Source organism: Devosia sp. Root436 (assembly GCF_001426345.1).
Classification (GTDB): Bacteria; Pseudomonadota; Alphaproteobacteria; order Rhizobiales; family Devosiaceae; genus Devosia.
The window spans coordinates 122,364-139,498 of the sequence record NZ_LMEM01000009.1 but is presented as its reverse complement, the minus strand read 5'-3'; the positions used below and the strand labels follow the sequence as shown (position 1 = coordinate 139,498).

The window sequence follows — 17,135 nt, the reverse complement described above, 5'->3', positions numbered from 1 at the left end:
GAGCGCGATGAGGGGACTGACTGTTGCGGCCATGGCCGCCCTGCTGCTGCCGGGCGCTACCTCGGCCACCGAGGTCGGCGACCAGCTCGCCCAGCGCCTCTATGATGGCACGCTGGCCGAAATCGGCGACCTGGCCCTGCAGCGTTGCGACGAATATCACACCGATGCCTGTTTCGCGCTGGGCATGCTCGATCTGGTCACCGCCTATGAGCGCACCGCGCAGGCGCTCTATCGCCATGGCGCGACGGCGCCCAATTCGCCGGCCATGGCCATGCTGTTCGGCATGGGCATCGATGCCCCGGCGCGCCCGGCCAATCCCGATCCGGAGCCGCTGACCTATGATGGCCTGGTGGCCATTCTCGAGGATTTCGCCAGCACGCTCGATGTGGCCGCCGGCCATTTCCAGATGGCCGAAGTGGGTACCGATTTCGTCATTCCCATCGATCCGCTCAAGGTGCGCATCGACCTCGACGGCAATGGCACTGTCGAGGCGGGCGAAACGCTGGCCTCGCTGCTCGTTCCGCTCGGCGAATTCACCGACATTCCCGCGCCGGACGGCCCGCCTCCATCAGGCAAGAACAAGACCCCGCCCGAGGCCGCCGCGCCCGACCTGACTATCGGCTTCGACAATGCCGACGCCATCTGGCTGGCCGGCTACAGCACCATTATCTCGACCCCGGCCGAGCTGCTGCTGGCGCATGATTTCTCGCAATTCTACGACGCCTATCTGCACCGGGTCTTCCCCGAGGCCGGCCTGCCGATGCAGGATTATTCGCGCGGCGGCACCCTGTTCATGGACCCCGACAGCGACACCTTCATCGCCGATATCGTCGCGGCCATCCACACCGTGGATTTCCCGGTGACCGATGCGGCGCGACTGGCCGGGGTGCGCGAACGCCTCCTCTCCATCACCGCCCTGTCGCGCAAGAACTGGGAGATGATCCTGGCCGAAACCGACGACGATCACGAACTGGTGCCCGGCCCGCAGCAGACCTCGCTGGTGCCCGATACGCCGGTGACGCAGGAGACCGTCGATGCCTGGCTGGCGACGCTCGATACGCTCGACCGGATCCTAACCGGCGAATTGCTGCTGCCGCATTGGCGCTTCAAGCAGGGTTTCGATCTCAAGGCCTATTTCGATACCGCCACCGAGACCGACCTGGTCATGCTGTTCACCGGCCTTGGCGCGCTGCCCTATATCAAGGAAGGCCCCATTGCCGATGCCCAGGCCTTTGCCGACGCCAACCGCGTCTTCGGCGAAAACTGGCCCGGCTTTGCCCTTTGGTTCAATTGACCCCGGAGATATCCATGCGGCTCGCCGCCCTCGCCACCAGCCTGTTCCTGGCCCTGACCGGCCTTGCCGCCGCCCAGCCCTACGAGACGCCGCAGGCGCTGCTCGAAGCCTTCTATGAACCCTATTTCAGCGGCACGTTCTCCGAGGACGAAAGCCAGTTCCGCTCGCGGGCGCTGCAGGCGCTCTATGACAATGATGTGGAACTGGCCGGCGAGGGCGAAATGGGCGCCATCAGCTTCGATCCCTATATCGACGGCCAGGACTACGACATCACCGAACTTGATATCGGCACCCCCGGCATTGCCGGCGACTATGCCTCGGTCGACGTCACCTTCCGCAATTTCGGCGAGCCGCGTGCCCTGAGCTACGACCTGGTGCTGGAGGATGGCGGCTGGAAGATCGACGATGTGGTCTCCACCAATCCGGACAATGAATACCGGCTCAGCGAGATTTTCGCCGAGGCGGCGGCGGGGTATTGAGGGCTCCTTAACCTCTCCCTTTGGGGGATAGGTCGGCGCGCAGCGCCGGGTGAGGGGGCCTTTTCTGGCTGAGGTGCAAGGGTAAGGCCCCCTCACCCGACCCGAAGACGGGTCGACCTCTCCCCCAAGGGAGAGGTGAAGAGCCTACAATGCCCCCGTCGCCTCCTTCAGCCAGTCCTTGACCTTGCCCTTCACCAGCGGCCCGATCTCTTTCCATACCCGGTGATGATAGCCATCGAGCCAGGCCCGCTCCGCTTCCGACAGCAGCGACTTGCGGATCAGCCTTTTGTCGATGGGCGCCAGGGTCAGCGTCTCGAATTCGAGATAGCCAGGGAATTCGGCGCTTTCGACCACGGTGATCAGGTTTTCGATGCGGATGCCATAGGCGCCGGTCTTGTAGTAGCCCGGCTCGTTGGAGATGATGTTGCCCACCTCGAACGGCGCCGTGTAGCGCGATGAAATCCCCACCGGCCCCTCGTGTACGCCCAGATACGCGCCAACGCCGTGTCCGGTGCCGTGATTGTAGGTCACGCCCGCCTGCCACAGGAATTGCCGCGCCAGAATATCGATCTGGCCGCCGGTCGTGCCCTTGGGGAAGCGCGCCATGGAAATAGCGATCATGCCCTTGAGCACGCGGGTATAGCGGTCGCGTTCCTCGTCGCTGGGTTTACCGGTGCTGAGGGTGCGGGTGATGTCGGTCGTGCCCGAGAGGTATTGTGCCCCGCTATCGACCAGCATCAGTTCGCCGGGGGCGAGCTTGCGGTCGGTCTTGCCGGTCACCCGGTAATGCACAATGGCGCCATTGGGGCCGGCGCCCGAAATGGTATCGAAGCTGGCATCGACACAGGTCTCCTCCTCGCGGCGGAAGGCTTCGAGCGCCGTGACGATGCCGATTTCGGTCAGCCCGCCTCTGGGCGCCGCATCGTCGAACCAGGCGAGGAACTTTGCGAGAGCCACCCCGTCGAGTGCATGCGCCTCGCGCATGCCGGACAGCTCGGCCTGGTTCTTGCGCGATTTGGGCAGCAGCACCGGGTCGCGCTTTTCCACCAGCCTGGCCCCGGCATCCCTGAGCGCCGCGACGATGGCTTCGGGCGCGCTGGCCGGATCGACCAGCACCGCCTTGCCGGCCTTGCCCAGTCGGGCCAGCGCCGCAGGGAATGCCTTGCGGCTCGCCACCCGCGCCACGCCCGCCAGAGCCGCCTTCAACTCATCGGTGATCTTGGCCGGATCGAGATAGAGCGTCGGCTGGCCCTTTTTGGGCAGGATGGCAAAGCCGAGTACGAAGGGCGTATTGGGCACGTCGCGCCCGCGCATGTTGAGCAGCCAGCAGATCGATTCCGGCAGCGTCAGCACCACGGCATCGGCATGGTCGGCGGCAATGGAATGCTGAATTTCGGCAATCTTGTCCGGCGCAGTCCGGCCGGCGCGGTTATGCCCCAAAAACTCGATCTGGCTCACCGGGGCACCGGGCCGGTCAGGCCAGATGGCATCGACCAGGTTGGGGCTGGGCACCAGCGTCGCGTGGCCCGCCAGCAGCTTCGTCATTTCGCGCACTTCGCCCGGTGTGTGCAGCCAGGGGTCATAGGTCAGCTTTCCGCCCTTGGGGATGACGGTCCTGGCGGTTTCGTTCATGCCGCCACGGTCGGTCTGTACCACTTTGACCTTGCCGGTGTCGGTCTGGGCCGGCGCCTGCAGGGTGTAGCGGCTGTCGACGAACAGAGCCGCCTTGCGTGGACCCACCACCGCCAGGCCGGCCGAGCCGGTGAAGCCGGTGACATAGGCCAGCCGCGCGTCGCCTGGGGGCACCGACTCGCCGCGATGCGCATCGGCGCGCGGGATCAGGAACGCATCGACCCCCGCCTTCGCCATGGCGGCCCGCAAGGCAGTGAGGCGCGGCGCCACCGTCTTCCGGTCGGACTTCTCGTCGAAGCTCTGGAATACGGCGGGGGGAAAGCTCTGGGCGGTCATGGCGGCTCCTCGGGCCGGATTGCGCTCCGGTCATGGCTGGCGTGTGGTATCGGGCTATGGCAAATCGCCGCCCGCTCCCCAACTTAGTTGCAGAAACAAGGAGAGCGAAGATGGCACAGGACAAGAATTTCCTTACGCGGGCTTTTGACGCGCTGGTCGCCGGCCGCGAGCGGCAGGCCCGCGAGTATGTCGCGCGCTACGAGCGCGAATACGGCAAGCTGAACAGCAAATTAACGAAGCGGTAACGGGACTTGCGAGTCTTGCAGGGCTGGTCTGACCGCAGAGGCCTAACCAAACCTTACGCAAGCGCCTAGATAGCATTCGACGAAAGGCAACAGACCCTCGTCGCAAGTGCATGGAGACTGAAATGACCGAGAGCAAGAACGATTTCCGCAAGGCCCTGGGATCCGTCATCGACGCCCGCGGCCGTGAATCGAGCCGCCAGGTCAGCTATCGCATGCAGCATCAGCTGATCGGCGCATTCACCAAGCGCCCATAAGCGCTGCAGTTTACTGCTGACGATCTGTCGATCCCCGGAGCCCGCTTCGGGGATTTTGCTTTTCCGGGATGCCCTCAGACATCCCTGCAGGGCTTCGGTGCCGCCCCTCGCGATTTACGCGCCGCCTTCGTCAAACGCTAACAGTCTGCTAACCAATTCGGCCTTCGCGCTACGGCATTTCGAGGATTAGCGTGGTCCAGTCCTTGCGCTGCAATTTCTGGTTCAGCACCATGCCCTGGCGGGCATAGGCATTGATGACGCCGCGCGCCTGATGCTCCAGAATTCCCGACAGGATCACTGTCGCGCCCTTGCCGGCAATGCGGCCGATGGACGGCGCCAGCGCCATCAGTGGACCCGCCAAGATATTGGCGACGATGAGGTCGTAAGGCGAATTCTGCGTTATGGTCGGGTGGTTTACGCCCGTCGCCTCAAGCGCGATGATGTGCTTGCCCACCCCGTTCTGCGCGGCATTGTCGATCGTGGTGGTCACCGAAACCGGGTCGATATCGCTGGCGATGACCGTTGTCCGCGTCCGCTTGGCCAGCGCGATGGCCAGCACCCCGGTCCCGGTGCCGACATCGATCATGTAGCGCGGCCGCTTGCGCTTCAGCACCTTGTCGATGGCTTCGAGACACCCGGTCGTGGTTTCGTGGTGGCCGGTGCCAAAGGCCTGGGCTGCATCGATTTTCATCGGCGTCAGCCCGCCCGGAACCGGCCCGGTCTCGTGGCTGCCATAGACGTAGAATCCCCCCGCAATGACCGGAGCCAGGCCCTCCAGCGATTTGGCCACCCAGTTGATCTCCGGGTCGATCGGCGCCACCGAAAATTCCACGGCGCCACCAAGGGTTTGCCGGGCGAGCTCGACAAAGGAGTCGACATCGGGTGGGCTGTCGCAGGTCGCCTCGAAAATCCATTCGCCGGTCTCTTCATTTTCATGCGCCGAGGCGGTCAGCGCCAGGTCGTCGCGTTCCATCACGGCATCGACCAGCGCATAGGCCTGGTCCTTGGTGAGCGGAATGGAAGAGAGCTGGTCCACAGCCATGGCAAATTCCTTTGTTCCGAGCCTGGAGCGTTTTCAGGAAAGGTGGATAGCACTTTTCCGGTTCGAAAACGCGACAATACAAAGACTTAGAGATCGTTCAGCGTTTCAAGGAAACGTTGAACGGCTCTAGTTGCGCCATGTCCGCTGCAAGGTCAATCTGACTTATCCCCGCGCTGGCGGGGCAGTGTAGATTCGAACGGAGGAGAGGAATGTATGGATTGATCGGCAAGATGCTGGCGGCGCCGGGCAAGCGCGAGGAATTGCTGGCCATCCTGCTCGAAAATGTCGGCACCATGCCCGGTTGCCTGAGCTACATCATCGCACGCGATCCAGCGAGCGAGGATGGACTCTGGATCACCGAGGCCTGGGACAGCAAGGAAAGCCATGCCGGTTCGCTGCAATTGCCCCAGGTACAAGCCACCATCGCCCGCGCCCGCCCGCTGATCGCCGGCTTCGGCGAGCGCTTCGAGACCGAACCGCTGGGCGGGGTGGGGCTTTAGAGCTTCACCGCCGTTCCCGAGATCGACACCATCAGCATGGAGCCGCCCTGGCCGACCACTTCGTAGTCGAGATCGACGCCGACGATCGCATCGGCGCCCATGCGCTCGGCTTCGTAGCGCAACTCCTCATAGGCCTGGCGGCGCGCATCGCGCAGGGCGCCTTCATAGGCGCCGGCCCGGCCGCCGACGATGTCGCGGATATTGGCAAACAGGTCCTTGAAGATATTGGCGCCGACGATCACCTCGCCGGTGACAATGCCGAGATAGTCGCGGACGGGACGGCCTTCGAGCGTGGGCGTGGTCGAGATGATCATGCGGCTTCTCCTGTTGTGCTGCGCGAGAAGATAGGGCTGGTGTTGGCGCGGCGGAAGATGCGGCCAGAAATCTTTGGTCAAAATGTCGAAGTCCGCGCAAGCTGGACGACAAGGGTTAAAAGCCGGATGGTCCGGCCGCAGACAGGGGATGTTTCGCCGTGCTCGCCGTAACCAGCTATCCGGAAGTCTATGTGCAGCTCACCGCCGCCAAGGTGGAGGAACAACTGGCCGCCTATGCTGCCCTCGCTACTGCCGTGAAGGGCAATGCCAAGGCCGAAGCCGCCCTTGCGGCCTTCGCGCCGGGCTATTTCAACAGCATGCTGCTCGTCCTCGACCACCACTTCATGCATCGCATGCGCGGCGCCGAAGGCAAGGATGGCAATCCGCTCAACGAAGTGCGGATGCTGAGCGATTCCATCATGGAGCATGATGGGGTGCTTAGGGAGAACAAGACGATCAAGTACAAGGCGGACAAATCGGCCGTGGGCATCGCGGTGGGGCAGACGATCGCGCTGGACGCGGAGCGGTTCGGGACGCTGGCCAGGGCCTATCTGGCGGAGATCGGGAAGCGGTTTCCTTAGGCGGGACGCCCTCGTGGTTCGAGGCGCTGAAGAAGCGCACCTCACTATGAGGGCTACTGATACACCGAGCCATAAGTAGCCTCATGGCGAGGTGCGAGCTCTTGCGAGCCTCGAACCACGAGGGCGTGGCACTCAAGCCTTCTTGATAAAGCTCTCCAGCACCTTTTTCCGTCCGGCCTTCTCGAATTCGATACTGAGTTTGTTGCCTTCGATGTCGATGATCGCGCCATAGCCGAATTTGAGGTGGAACACCCGTTCGCCGAGGCCGAAGGCCGAGCGGTCATTGCCGAGATCGACAGAGCGGGCGACGAGGTCGCCCTCGATGGTGAGCGGGCCAGCGCTCTTGCGATTGGCCTGCTGGTTGCGCGCGCGCTGCCAGCCGGGCGTCTCGTAGACGCTTTCGAAGGGGTCGGCCTTGTTGAAGCGGCTGCTGGCACCGCCGCCATAGCCGTAGCCGCCATAGGATGAGCCGGTATCCTTGACCTCGACGGCGTCGGCTGGGAGTTCGTCGAGGAAGCGGGATGGAATGGCCGATTGCCAGAGGCCGTTGATGCGGCGGTTCTGCGCCACCGATAGCCGGGCGCGCTTGCGGGCGCGGGTGATGCCGACATAGGCCAGGCGCCGCTCCTCCTCGAGACCGGCGCGGCCACTTTCGTCCATGGTGCGCTGGCTGGGGAACAGGCCTTCCTCCCAGCCGGGCAGGAAGACGGTGTCGAATTCGAGGCCCTTGGCCGAGTGCAGCGTCATGATGGAGACGGCGTCTTCGGCCTCGGCCGTGTCGCGATCCATCACCAGCGAGATGTGTTCAAGAAAGCCGCCCAGCGTCTCGAAGTCTTCCATGGAACGCACGAGTTCCTTGAGGTTTTCGAGGCGCCCCGGGGCGTCCGGCGATTTGTCGGCCTGCCACATGGCGGTGTAGCCGCTCTCGTCGAGGATTTGCTGGGCGAGCTCCCAATGCGGCAGCGACTGCAGGCGGGCCGACCAATGATCGAACTGGGCCACCAGCTCGCGCAGGGTGGTGCGCTGCTTGGGCTTTAGCTCTTCGGTTTCGAGCAGCATGCGCGTGGCTGCCAGCAATGACACATTGGCCGAGCGCGAGGCATTGTAGAGAATCTGTACGGTGCTATCGCCGAGGCCGCGCTTGGGCACGTTGACGATGCGCTCGAAACTCAGGCCATCGGATGGGTTGGAGACGACGCGCAGATAGGCGATAGCGTCGCGGATTTCCTTGCGTTCGTAGAAGCGCGGGCCGCCAATGACCCGGTAATTCAGGCCCAGCGTGATGAAGCGTTCCTCAAAGGAGCGCATCTGGTGCGAGGCGCGGACGAGGATGGCCATGGAGTTGAGGGGTTCGCCCTGGCGCTGATAGTTCTCGATTTCGTCGCCGACGGTACGGGCTTCCTCCTCGCTGTCCCACAATGAGGTGACGGAAAGCAGTTCGCCTTTTTCGACAGTGTCGTTGTGCAGTGTCTTGCCCAGGCGATCTTCGTTGAAGGCGATTACGGAGGAGGCGGCCTTGAGGATGTTGCCGGTGGACCGATAATTGCGCTCCAGCTTGATGACCCTGGCGCCGGGAAAATCCTTCTCGAAGCGCAGGATGTTGTCGACCTCGGCGCCGCGCCAGCCATAGATGGACTGATCATCGTCGCCGACGACGCAGATATTGGCTTCGCTGGCGGGCTTGCCCTGCGCCAGCAGGCGCAGCCAGAGATATTGGGCGACGTTGCTGTCCTGATATTCGTCTACCAGCATGTATTTGAAGCGCCGATGATAGTCGGCCAGCACATCCGGATATTCCCTAAACAGGCGGATGTTTTCGAGCAGCAGGTCGCCGAAATCGGCGGCGTTGAGCACTTTGAGCCGGGCCTGATAGTCGCCATAGAGCTTGGCGCCCCGGCCATTGGCGTAGGAGCCGCTATCGGCAGGCGACACGTCCCTGGGCAAGAGGCCACGGTTCTTCCAAGTGTCCATCATCCCGGCAAACTGGCGGGCCGGCCAGCGCTTCTCGTCGATATTTTCGGCATCGAGAAGCTGCTTGATGAGGCGGATCTGGTCGTCGGTATCGAGAATGGTGAAATCGGACCTGAGCCCCACCAGTTCGGCATGGCGGCGCAGGATGCGGGCGCCGATGGAGTGGAAGGTGCCCAGCCACGGCATGCCCTCGACGCCTGATCCGACGAGGTGGCCAATGCGCTCCTTCATCTCGCGGGCGGCCTTGTTGGTGAAGGTCACAGAGAGGATTTCTGACGGCCAGGCGCGCTTGGTGGTGAGGATATGGGCGATGCGCGTCGTCAGCACGCGCGTCTTGCCGGTGCCGGCGCCCGCCAGGACGAGCAATGGTCCGTCGATAGTCAGCACCGCCTCGCGCTGCTCCTCATTGAGACCTTTGAGGTAATCAGGCGCCTGGCTCCGGCCGAACTGGCTGGTGATCGGCCCTGATGACGGGCGGTCGATTGGGTGGGGTACACCGGGCATTAGGGGCCTTTCCATCGCCGCGTGCCGGGGCCGGCAGACGCAGCGCGGGGATTGACGAATCTTATTTTGTTCTCGTCGGCAATATAGGGTCTGGCACGCCCGGTGTATAGAACGGCGGCCTGTCACCGATCCGTCATGGCTGTGTCACGTCGCTGTCTTTCGGCCGCCCTAAGCGGAGCCTATTCCAACAGGGGCTCCATCATGCTTAAGCCAAGACATCTGGTTGCGATCACCGCCGCATTGCTGGCCACGACGGCTTCGGTCACCGCCGCCGAATATTTCAACCGCATTGCCAGCTTTCCGGTGGCGCTGAACAATCCCGACTCCGAAGCCGGTGTCGAGAATTCGGCCGAAATCATCACCGCCACCGAAGACGGCATGACGCTGGTCTATTCCAATGCCCTGCTGGGCGGCATCGGCTTTGTCGATATCACCGATCCGGCCGCGCCCAAGCCGGCCGGCTTCGTGGCGCTCGAGGGCGGCCCGACCTCGGTTGCCGTTATCGGCGGCAAGGCACTGGTGACTTCGGACACGACCGAGGATTTCACCGCGCCAACCGGCTATCTCTCGGTCATCGACATCGCCAGCAAGACCATCGAGGTCACCTGCGATCTGGGCGGCCAGCCCGACGCCATCGCCAAGAATATGGATGCCTCGCTGATCGCCATCTCGATGGAAAACCAGCGCAATGAAGAGTTCAATGACGGCGCGATCCCGCAACTGCCGAGCGGCAATATCACCTTATTCGACGTCGCCGATGGCACGGTCGATTGCGGCACAATGCGCGTCACCGAACTGGCTGGCGTCGCCGACTTCGCAGCCGAAGATGCCGAGCCGGAATATACCGACTTCAACAGCCTCAACGAACTGGCCGTGACGCTGCAGGAAAACAACCACATCGTCATCCTCAATGGCGAAACCGGCGAAATCATCAATGATTTCAGCGCTGGTACGGTCGATCTCGAAGGGGTCGACGCGACCGAAGACGGCCGCCTCAGCTTCACCGAGAGCCAGCCGGGCCGCAAACGCGAGCCCGATGCCGTGCAGTGGCTCGACGACAATCGCATCATCATCGCCAATGAGGGCGATTATGAAGGCGGCTCGCGCGGCTTCACCATTTTCCACAAGGACGGCACCGAGCTCTACGAAAGTGGTCCGTCGATGGAATATATCGCGGCGCAGCTCGGCCATTATCCGGAAGGCCGTTCGGACGCCAAGGGCGTCGAGCCCGAAGGCATGGAAGTCGGCACGTTCGGCGAGACCAGGTTCATCTTCGTCAATCAGGAGCGCTCCTCGCTGGTCGCCATCTACAAGGATACCGGCGATGTGCCGGAATACTGGCAGTCAGTTCCCTCGGGCCTTGGCCCGGAAGGCGCGCTGGCCATTCCGTCGCGCAACCTCTACGTGACGGCCAATGAAACCGACCTCAGCCCCGATGGGCTGGCCGGCGCCCATGTCATGATCTTCGCGCTCAGCGAAAGCGAGCCGGCCTATCCGCAGATCATCTCGGACCTCGATGCCGACGGGAGGCCGATCGGCTGGGCCGCGCTTTCGGGCGCCGTGGGCGACGCCGAAAAGCCGGGCATTATCTATGCCGTCAGCGACAGCGCCTTCACGGAAGCCGCAATCTACACCATCGACGCGACCGCCAAGCCGGCCCGCATCGTCAAGAAGACCGTGGTGACCCGCGATGGCGTTCCGGCACAGAAGCTCGACCTCGAGGGCATCACGCTGGACGGCGAGGGCGGTTTCTGGCTGGCTTCGGAAGGCGATACGGGCAAGCTGACCCCGCATGCGCTCTACCACGTCAATGCCGAGGGCGAGATCGAAGACGAGATCGCCTATCCGGCGGCTCTGCTGGCCGGTGAAACCCGGTCGGGTGCCGAAGGCGTGGCCAGGATCGGCGATACGCTGTGGATCGCCATCCAGCGCGAGTGGAAGGATGACGAGAAGGGCTTCGTGAAGCTCGTCTCCTACAATACCGACACCGAAGAATGGGGCGCGGTACGCTACCCGCTCGAAAAGGCGCCGGAAGGCGGCTGGGTGGGCCTGAGCGAAATCACCGTCCATGGTGACTACGCCTATATCATCGAGCGCGACAACCAGATCGCCGGCAACGCCAAGCTCAAGGCGCTCTACCGCGTGCCGGTGACCGCGTTGGTTCCGGCCGAACTCGGCGGCAATTTGCCCACCGTCGGCAAGGAACTGGTGCGTGACCTCGTGCCCGATCTCGCCGCCAATAATGGCTATGTGGTCGACAAGGTCGAGAGCTTCGCTGTCGATGCTGCCGGCAACGGCTTCGTGATCACCGACAATGACGGCGTCGACGACAGCTCGGGCGAGACCTTCTTCTGGTCCATCGGCGCGCTGTAAGGCATTGCAACCGCGATGAGAGTGGCCGGGCCGAAAGGTCCGGCCGCTTCGTTTTGGGCGGGACAAATCTCATATGTATCGAGGCAATGGCGGGGTTGCGCCGAAAGCCCGCATGCCTACACTCTGCCGCGGGAAATCGGATAGTCACGCACAGTGCTCAATCGCATCTACATCGTCGTCGGCCTGCTGGCGATCATCGTGCTGGCCGGCGCGTTCATCGCGCCGCATTTCATTCGCTGGAGCGATTATCGCGGGCGGATGGAAGAGCTGGCGACTGATGTTCTCGGCACGCCGGTCACGGTGCGGGGCGATATCGATTTCACGCTGCTGCCGCAGCCGCGCCTGCGGTTTTCCGACGTGCTGGTGGGTTCGCCCGAGGAGCCGGCTGCGACGGTGGACAGCGTCGAGGCCGAATTCTCGCTGATGGATTTCCTGCGCGACAATTACAATGTTACCCGCCTGGTACTGCGCCGTCCGGTGGTCGATTTCACCATCGACGAAAGCGGTTTTTTCGGCAGCGGGGTCGCCCTGGCATCCGGCACCGGTGGGGTAGGCCTGGGGCAGACGACGGTCATCGATGCCACGGTGCGGCTGATGGACCGCCGGTCGGGCGAGAATTTCGTCGCCAACGCGGTCAGCGGGGACTTGCGCCTCGCCAGTTTCAGCGGCCCGTTCTCGTTCCAGGGCAATGGGAGCTATCGCAACGAGCCTTATGGCGTACGCTTCAATTCGGGCATGGTCGACGAGGCCGGCAAGGCGCGGGTGTCGCTGTTCCTGCAGCCGGTGTCGAATGCGTTCTCGCTGTCGCTGGAGGGGCTGCTGGCGCCCGGCATGGCGCCCAAATTCGACGGGGACATGGTCTATCGCCAGAGGCCGCCGGCAACCGACGTCGCGACCGATATTCGCGGCGATCTGGTGCTGGAAAGCAAGGTCACCGGCTCGACCGACCGCATCGTGCTCTCGGGCTATACGCTGCGGCCGGACGAGAACCGGGCCGGCACGCGACTGACCGGCGCGGCGAGCATCCAACTCGGCGATGTCAGGAGCTTCGACGCGGTGATTTCGGGCGGCGTGTTCTCCTTGTCGCCGCGCGATGCCAAGGAGGACGCGACCACCTTGCCCTATGAGGCGGTGCGGCTGCTCTCGGAACTGCCCGCGCCGATCATTCCGCCCATGGCGGGCCGGGTGGGGATCGACCTGGCCGAAGTGGGTCTGCGCGGCTTTGCTCTGCGCAATGTCCTCATGGATGCGCGGACCGATGGTTCGGCATGGCAGATCGAGCAATTCATCGCCCAACTGCCTGGCGATACCGAGTTGCGGATCAACGGACAACTGACCAGTGAAAGCGGGCGCCCGGCCTTCAGCGGCGATGTTTCGCTGGCAAGTGCCCGGCTCGATGGCCTGGCCGCCCTCTGGCGCAAGGCGGATGAGGGCAATGCGTTGTTCAACGAACCCGGTGCGCTCAGTGGGCGCGTCATGCTGGCGGGCGATGCTCTGGGGCTCGTCAACGGCGTGCTGACGCTCAACGAGCGCCCGCATGGTGTCGAAGTCCGCCTCGGCTTCGGCGAGGAAAAGCGGCTCGACCTGGTGGCGCATTTCGATGAGCTGGGCGCGAGGGGCAGCGCGATGGTCGCGGCTTTGCTGCCCGATATCGTGGCCGAACCGTCCTTTGGCATCAGCTTTCCCTATGGCAGCTTCTCGCTGACCAGCAAGGGCGCCCGCGTGCTGGGGCTCGATGGAACGGGCCTCGTGGCGGAGGGACAATGGCGCGGCGGCGAAGTGAGCTTTTCGCGGCTATCCGCCGATGACTGGGGGGGCGTCGGATTCGACGCGACCCTGACGGCGGGGGGCACGGCCGCCGCGCCTGATATTTTCGGCTCGGGCATGGTGCGGATCGATGCGGGCGACGCACCCGCCCTGGCGCGCTTCTACAGCCTGCTCGATGTGCCGCAAAGCTGGCGCGACGCACTGGCCTTGTCCGCCCCGGCAGACCTGCTGGTCGACCTCGGCGAGCCGGTGGATGGCGGGCAGACGGTGACGCTGGCGGGCTCGCTGGGCGTGGGCAAGTTCAATATGCGCGCCGAACTCGGGGCTGGCATCGGGACGCTGGCCACGGCGCCGCTGCGGGTCACGATGGGGCTCGAATCCACCGATATTGCCGGGCTAACCCGGCAGATCGGGCTTGGCGATATTCCGCTCTTTGCGGGGGATGGCTCCATGCTGGTGAGCCTGAGCCTAGAGGGCGCGCCGAGCAACAGCCTCGACAGCACCGTCACGGCAAGCCTGGGCGGTGAGAGCATCAGCTATGCCGGCAATCTGCTGTCGCTGGACAATGGCGAAATCCAAGGCACGGGCCGGCTGGACATTGCGCTGGCCGATGCCGGCGGGCTGGCGCGGATCGTCGGCGCGCGCGGCCTGACACTGCCGATGGCAAAGGGCAGCGCGCAACTGCATTTCGAGGGTGAGCGGCTGGCACGGCTGACCGAAATCAGCGGAACATCAGGCGAGACCGGCTTTGCCGGCGAGCTGTCGCTGTCGCGCACCGGCAGCACGGCGGCCGTGGCAGGCGATATCGCGGTGGACCTGGTGTCGGCCGAAGGGCTGGCAGTGACGCTGTTCGGCCCGGCGGCACTGGTCGGCGGCAGCGAGGTCTGGCCCGAGGGACCGATTTCGCTCGGCGGGAGCGCCCGTCAGACACGCGGCACGGTGGCTGTGACGGCCGGTGCGCTGGCGGCTGGCGGTGTCGAACGGCTGGGCAAGACCAGCTTCGAATTGAGCTGGGACGAGACGCGGACACGGCTCGCTCGCTTCGAGGCGGTGGCGGACCTGGGCACGGTCGGTCTCGATGTCACGGTCTGCTGTGCCGGCCCGCTGGTCGACAAGACCGTGAGCGGGCGCGTGAGCCTGACGGCGGCGCCAATTGCGGTGATCGCGCCGCCGGCCGTCGCCGCTATGCTCGACGGCGTGCTCGATGGCGGGCTGCGTTTCGAGGCCACCGGCGCCAGCCTGGCGGAGGCGATGCGCGTCATGGCGGGCGAGGGCAATTTCACGCTGACCGGCCTGACGATCGATCAGATGTCGCCCGAGATCTACCCCACCGTGGCCGGGCTCGATGGTGTGCTCGAAATGGAGCCCGACGCCATGAGCACCATTATGGGGCTGGCACTGGGGCGAGGCCCGCTTACCGCCCCGACGGCCACCGGCGCATTCTCGATAGCCGGGGGCGTGGTGCGGCTGGCCAATTTCATCGTCGATGGCGAGGGGGCCAGGCTGGCCGGGGATATCAACCTGACGCTGGCCGACCTGGGTCTCGGCGGCGGGTTCGTGATGACCCCACGGGACTTCGCGGATGAAGGTGGTCTCGTCGGTCCCGATACGTCGCGTATCATCACGCGGCTGGCCGGCACGCTGCTGGCGCCTGAGGTGACGCTGGATCTGGGCGAGATGGTGGCGGCGGTGATGGTGCGGGCCAATGAACTGGAAGTGGACCGGCTCGAAATCCTGCGCGCCGAGGATGCGGAGCGCCAGCGCGCCGCCGCCGAGGAGCGCAACCGCCTGATCGAGGAACAGCGCCGCCGTGCCGCCGAGGAAGCGGCGCGGCTTGCCGCCGAAGAGGCGGCCCGACAGGCCGCGGAGGAAGAAGCGCTGCGGCTGCAGCAACAGCAGGCACCCCAGACCAGCCCGTCGATCCAGACGCTGCCGACCCAGCCGATCCAAGGGCCGCTGGACCTGGGCCTGCCGCCCGTGGTCAATCAGCCCATCGGCTCAGGCGTGAACCAGCCGCTGTTCTAGGGCGATTCAGCCGCTTTGGCCGACCTTGCCCTGATACCAGCGCAATACGGCAAGCCGCGCCGCCGAGGACAGGTTGGCGGTTTCACGGTTTTCGTCGATGGCACGAATCAGGCCCGCCATGGTCAGGGATTTTTCGGCGGCCATGGCTTCCAGCGCGGCCCAGAATTCGGGCTCCAGCGCGATGGAGGTGCGATGACCTGCGATGGACAGGGAACGCTTGTCCATCAGGGACTTGTCAGGGTTTCTTGCGGAAAGCGTCGAGGCTGACGACTTTTTCGCCGGGCTTTTCCTCGCCATCGGCGGCATCGGTCCCGGCGGCGGCTTCGACATCGGCGTCGGCCTTGGCCTCGACGGCCGCTGCACCCGGTGCGGTCGCCGGGTCGAACTGCAGGCCGAACTGGACGGACGGGTCGAAGAAGCCCTTGACCGCCGAGAACGGGATCACCAGCGTTTCGGGGATACCATCAAAGCTGAGGCCGACCTCGAAGCCGGTCTCGTTGACCTTGAGGTCCCAATACTGGTTCTGGATGACGATGGTCATTTCCTTGTCGTACTGGCCGAGCAGTTTCTCGCTCAGGCGCACGCCGGGCGCGCGGGTGACGAAGGAGATGAAGAAGTGATGCTCGCCGGGCAGGCCGGTCTTGGCGACCTCGGCCAGTACCTTGCGCACGACGCCGCGCAGGGCTTCCTGGGCGAGAATGTCGTATCGCATGTGGTCTTCGGCCATCGGCTACCTTCCAGTCTTCTGGGATAGAATCCCGAACGGCCCATATCAGCCTCACGTTCCACGAGAATTCAAGAACAAAGGCGCGCGCAGTCTGAGAATGGGAAGTGCAGGCTTCTGTTGCCAGGTGCCTGCGAACCCCGCCTGTCACCCGGCTAGGGGTGGAGGACTTAAATTCCCAGTGCTAGCACCGCTTACGCGGCGAGAGCGACCGGAGCCTTATGGTTGTCATTTGCAACTATAAGTTTTGGACCGATAACGGTGGTACCTCACCGAGCAAAAGCACACCCTTTACGCCCTCGTCGATCCTGTTTCGCCCCCATTGGCTGCCCCTGGCAGGGGTAGATGGTGGAGGCGCCGGGTACTGCCCCCGGGTCCGAAAGGTTTATTACGATGACCGTTTATCGCCATAGCTCTTGCGAGCATTCCCTATATAGGCGCGGTCGGGGCGGGATGCAAATCACGGGCAATGCCACGCCGCGTATTGTCCCCTAGGTGTTGAACCCGGCTTAACGCTTCCCCGCCATGCTGCCATTCCCCGGGGAGGGAGGTGGCCATGGCAAGTTCGAGAACGCCGTTGCGGCTGGCGGTGCGCACGCGCAGCCGTCAGCCGATATCGATCTGGATGCTCGCTCCGGCGTTTCTTCTTGCCGGCGGGTTGGGTGGCACCTTGCTGGCGTCATTGCCCGATACGGGCCTCGCGCGGCTGCTCGATGCGCCGGCGGTGCAGGGAACCAGGACAGCGGCGCCACAGAATTTTGCCGTTTGTGCCGGCAGCATCCGGATCGATTGCGTGGTGGATGGCGACACGTTCTGGCTCGACGGCACCAAGATCCGTATTGCCGACTTCAACACCCCGGAGGTGAGTTCGCCGGGCTGCGCCGCCGAAGCGGCACTGGGCCGGCGTGCCGCCGCGCGTCTGCGCGACCTGCTCAGCGCCGGGCCGTTCGAACTGGTGCCCATCGACCGGGACGAGGACGTCTATGGCCGCAAGCTGCGAATCGTGGTCCGCGACGGCCGCTCGATCGGCGATACGCTGGTGGCCGAGGGGCTGGCGCATACCTGGCGGGGCCACAAGGAGAACTGGTGCTAAC

The 17,135-nt window shown here is 64.3% G+C and carries 15 protein-coding genes and 1 other RNA gene; 9 read left to right on the top strand and 7 right to left on the bottom strand.

Annotated features, from left to right (window positions below; genetic code table 11):
• Nucleotides 1-7: 7 nt before the first annotated feature.
• Nucleotides 8-1,294 carry a hypothetical protein gene (locus tag ASD04_RS05680; RefSeq protein ID WP_156461128.1) on the top strand — a complete coding sequence of 429 codons (1,287 nt, stop codon included), beginning with the start codon at nt 8-10 and terminating at the stop codon, nt 1,292-1,294.
• A 14-nt stretch (nt 1,295-1,308) separates the two neighbouring features.
• Entirely contained in the window at nt 1,309-1,773 is a 465-nt protein-coding gene (locus tag ASD04_RS05675; RefSeq protein ID WP_056253839.1) for a DUF3828 domain-containing protein, read from the top strand.
• A gap of 144 nt (nt 1,774-1,917) precedes the next feature.
• Here the strand turns inward: ASD04_RS05675 and ASD04_RS05670 are convergent, their stop codons facing one another.
• Nucleotides 1,918-3,741, bottom strand: coding sequence for an aminopeptidase P family protein (locus ASD04_RS05670; protein ID WP_056253837.1), 1,824 nt, complete (start codon nt 3,739-3,741; stop codon nt 1,918-1,920).
• 110 nt (nt 3,742-3,851) lie between these two features.
• On the opposite strand from ASD04_RS05670, the gene ASD04_RS19965 reads away from it, so the two are divergent.
• Nucleotides 3,852-3,986, top strand: a complete 135-nt coding sequence (locus tag ASD04_RS19965) for a hypothetical protein (RefSeq protein ID WP_280137667.1) — start codon at nt 3,852-3,854, stop codon at nt 3,984-3,986.
• Nucleotides 3,987-4,108: 122 nt separating this feature from the next.
• Nucleotides 4,109-4,240: a hypothetical protein gene (locus ASD04_RS19960; protein WP_263574796.1), complete on the top strand. Its 132-nt coding sequence runs from the start codon at nt 4,109-4,111 to the stop codon at nt 4,238-4,240.
• Nucleotides 4,241-4,409: 169 nt separating this feature from the next.
• On the opposite strand, the gene ASD04_RS05665 is transcribed toward ASD04_RS19960, so the two are convergent.
• Nucleotides 4,410-5,282 (bottom strand): 50S ribosomal protein L11 methyltransferase, encoded by an 873-nt coding sequence (locus tag ASD04_RS05665; RefSeq protein WP_056253834.1) that lies wholly within the window; start codon nt 5,280-5,282, stop codon nt 4,410-4,412.
• A 209-nt stretch (nt 5,283-5,491) separates the two neighbouring features.
• Between ASD04_RS05665 and ASD04_RS05660 the strand changes: the two genes are divergently transcribed.
• Complete coding sequence (locus ASD04_RS05660; RefSeq protein WP_056253830.1) at nt 5,492-5,782, top strand: putative quinol monooxygenase; 291 nt, start codon at nt 5,492-5,494, stop codon at nt 5,780-5,782.
• Here ASD04_RS05660 and ASD04_RS05655 read toward each other — a convergent pair.
• A complete protein-coding gene (locus ASD04_RS05655) occupies nt 5,779-6,096 on the bottom strand; it encodes a heavy metal-binding domain-containing protein (RefSeq protein ID WP_056253829.1) in 318 nt (105 codons plus the stop codon). The two genes, ASD04_RS05660 and ASD04_RS05655, sit on opposite strands and share 4 nt — an antisense overlap.
• Nucleotides 6,097-6,254: 158 nt before the next feature.
• On the opposite strand from ASD04_RS05655, the gene ASD04_RS05650 reads away from it, so the two are divergent.
• Nucleotides 6,255-6,677, top strand: coding sequence for a hypothetical protein (locus ASD04_RS05650; protein WP_056253824.1), 423 nt, complete (start codon nt 6,255-6,257; stop codon nt 6,675-6,677).
• Nucleotides 6,678-6,809: 132 nt separating this feature from the next.
• Here the strand turns inward: ASD04_RS05650 and ASD04_RS05645 are convergent, their stop codons facing one another.
• Nucleotides 6,810-9,152: a UvrD-helicase domain-containing protein gene (locus ASD04_RS05645; protein ID WP_056253820.1), complete on the bottom strand. Its 2,343-nt coding sequence runs from the start codon at nt 9,150-9,152 to the stop codon at nt 6,810-6,812.
• 201 nt (nt 9,153-9,353) lie between these two features.
• Here ASD04_RS05645 and ASD04_RS05640 point away from each other — a divergent pair, with 201 nt between their 5' ends.
• Together ASD04_RS05640 and ASD04_RS05635 are read left to right on the top strand one after the other, a co-directional pair.
• Nucleotides 9,354-11,525 (top strand): esterase-like activity of phytase family protein, encoded by a 2,172-nt coding sequence (locus tag ASD04_RS05640; protein ID WP_056253816.1) that lies wholly within the window; start codon nt 9,354-9,356, stop codon nt 11,523-11,525.
• 153 nt (nt 11,526-11,678) lie between these two features.
• Nucleotides 11,679-15,317, top strand: a complete 3,639-nt coding sequence (locus ASD04_RS05635; RefSeq protein WP_056253813.1) for an AsmA family protein — start codon at nt 11,679-11,681, stop codon at nt 15,315-15,317.
• A 6-nt stretch (nt 15,318-15,323) separates the two neighbouring features.
• On the opposite strand, the gene ASD04_RS05630 is transcribed toward ASD04_RS05635, so the two are convergent.
• From ASD04_RS05630 to ssrA, 3 genes are all read right to left on the bottom strand, one after another.
• Nucleotides 15,324-15,542: a ribbon-helix-helix domain-containing protein gene (locus tag ASD04_RS05630; RefSeq protein WP_056253810.1), complete on the bottom strand. Its 219-nt coding sequence runs from the start codon at nt 15,540-15,542 to the stop codon at nt 15,324-15,326.
• A 10-nt stretch (nt 15,543-15,552) separates the two neighbouring features.
• Entirely contained in the window at nt 15,553-16,044 is a 492-nt protein-coding gene (locus tag ASD04_RS05625) for an SspB family protein (RefSeq protein ID WP_056253807.1), read from the bottom strand.
• 103 nt (nt 16,045-16,147) lie between these two features.
• Nucleotides 16,148-16,504, bottom strand: a transfer-messenger RNA (tmRNA) gene (gene ssrA, locus ASD04_RS19075).
• A gap of 93 nt (nt 16,505-16,597) precedes the next feature.
• Between ssrA and ASD04_RS05620 the strand changes: the two genes are divergently transcribed.
• A complete protein-coding gene (locus ASD04_RS05620) occupies nt 16,598-17,134 on the top strand; it encodes a thermonuclease family protein (protein WP_056253804.1) in 537 nt (178 codons plus the stop codon).
• The last annotated feature ends 1 nt before the right edge of the window (nt 17,135 follow it).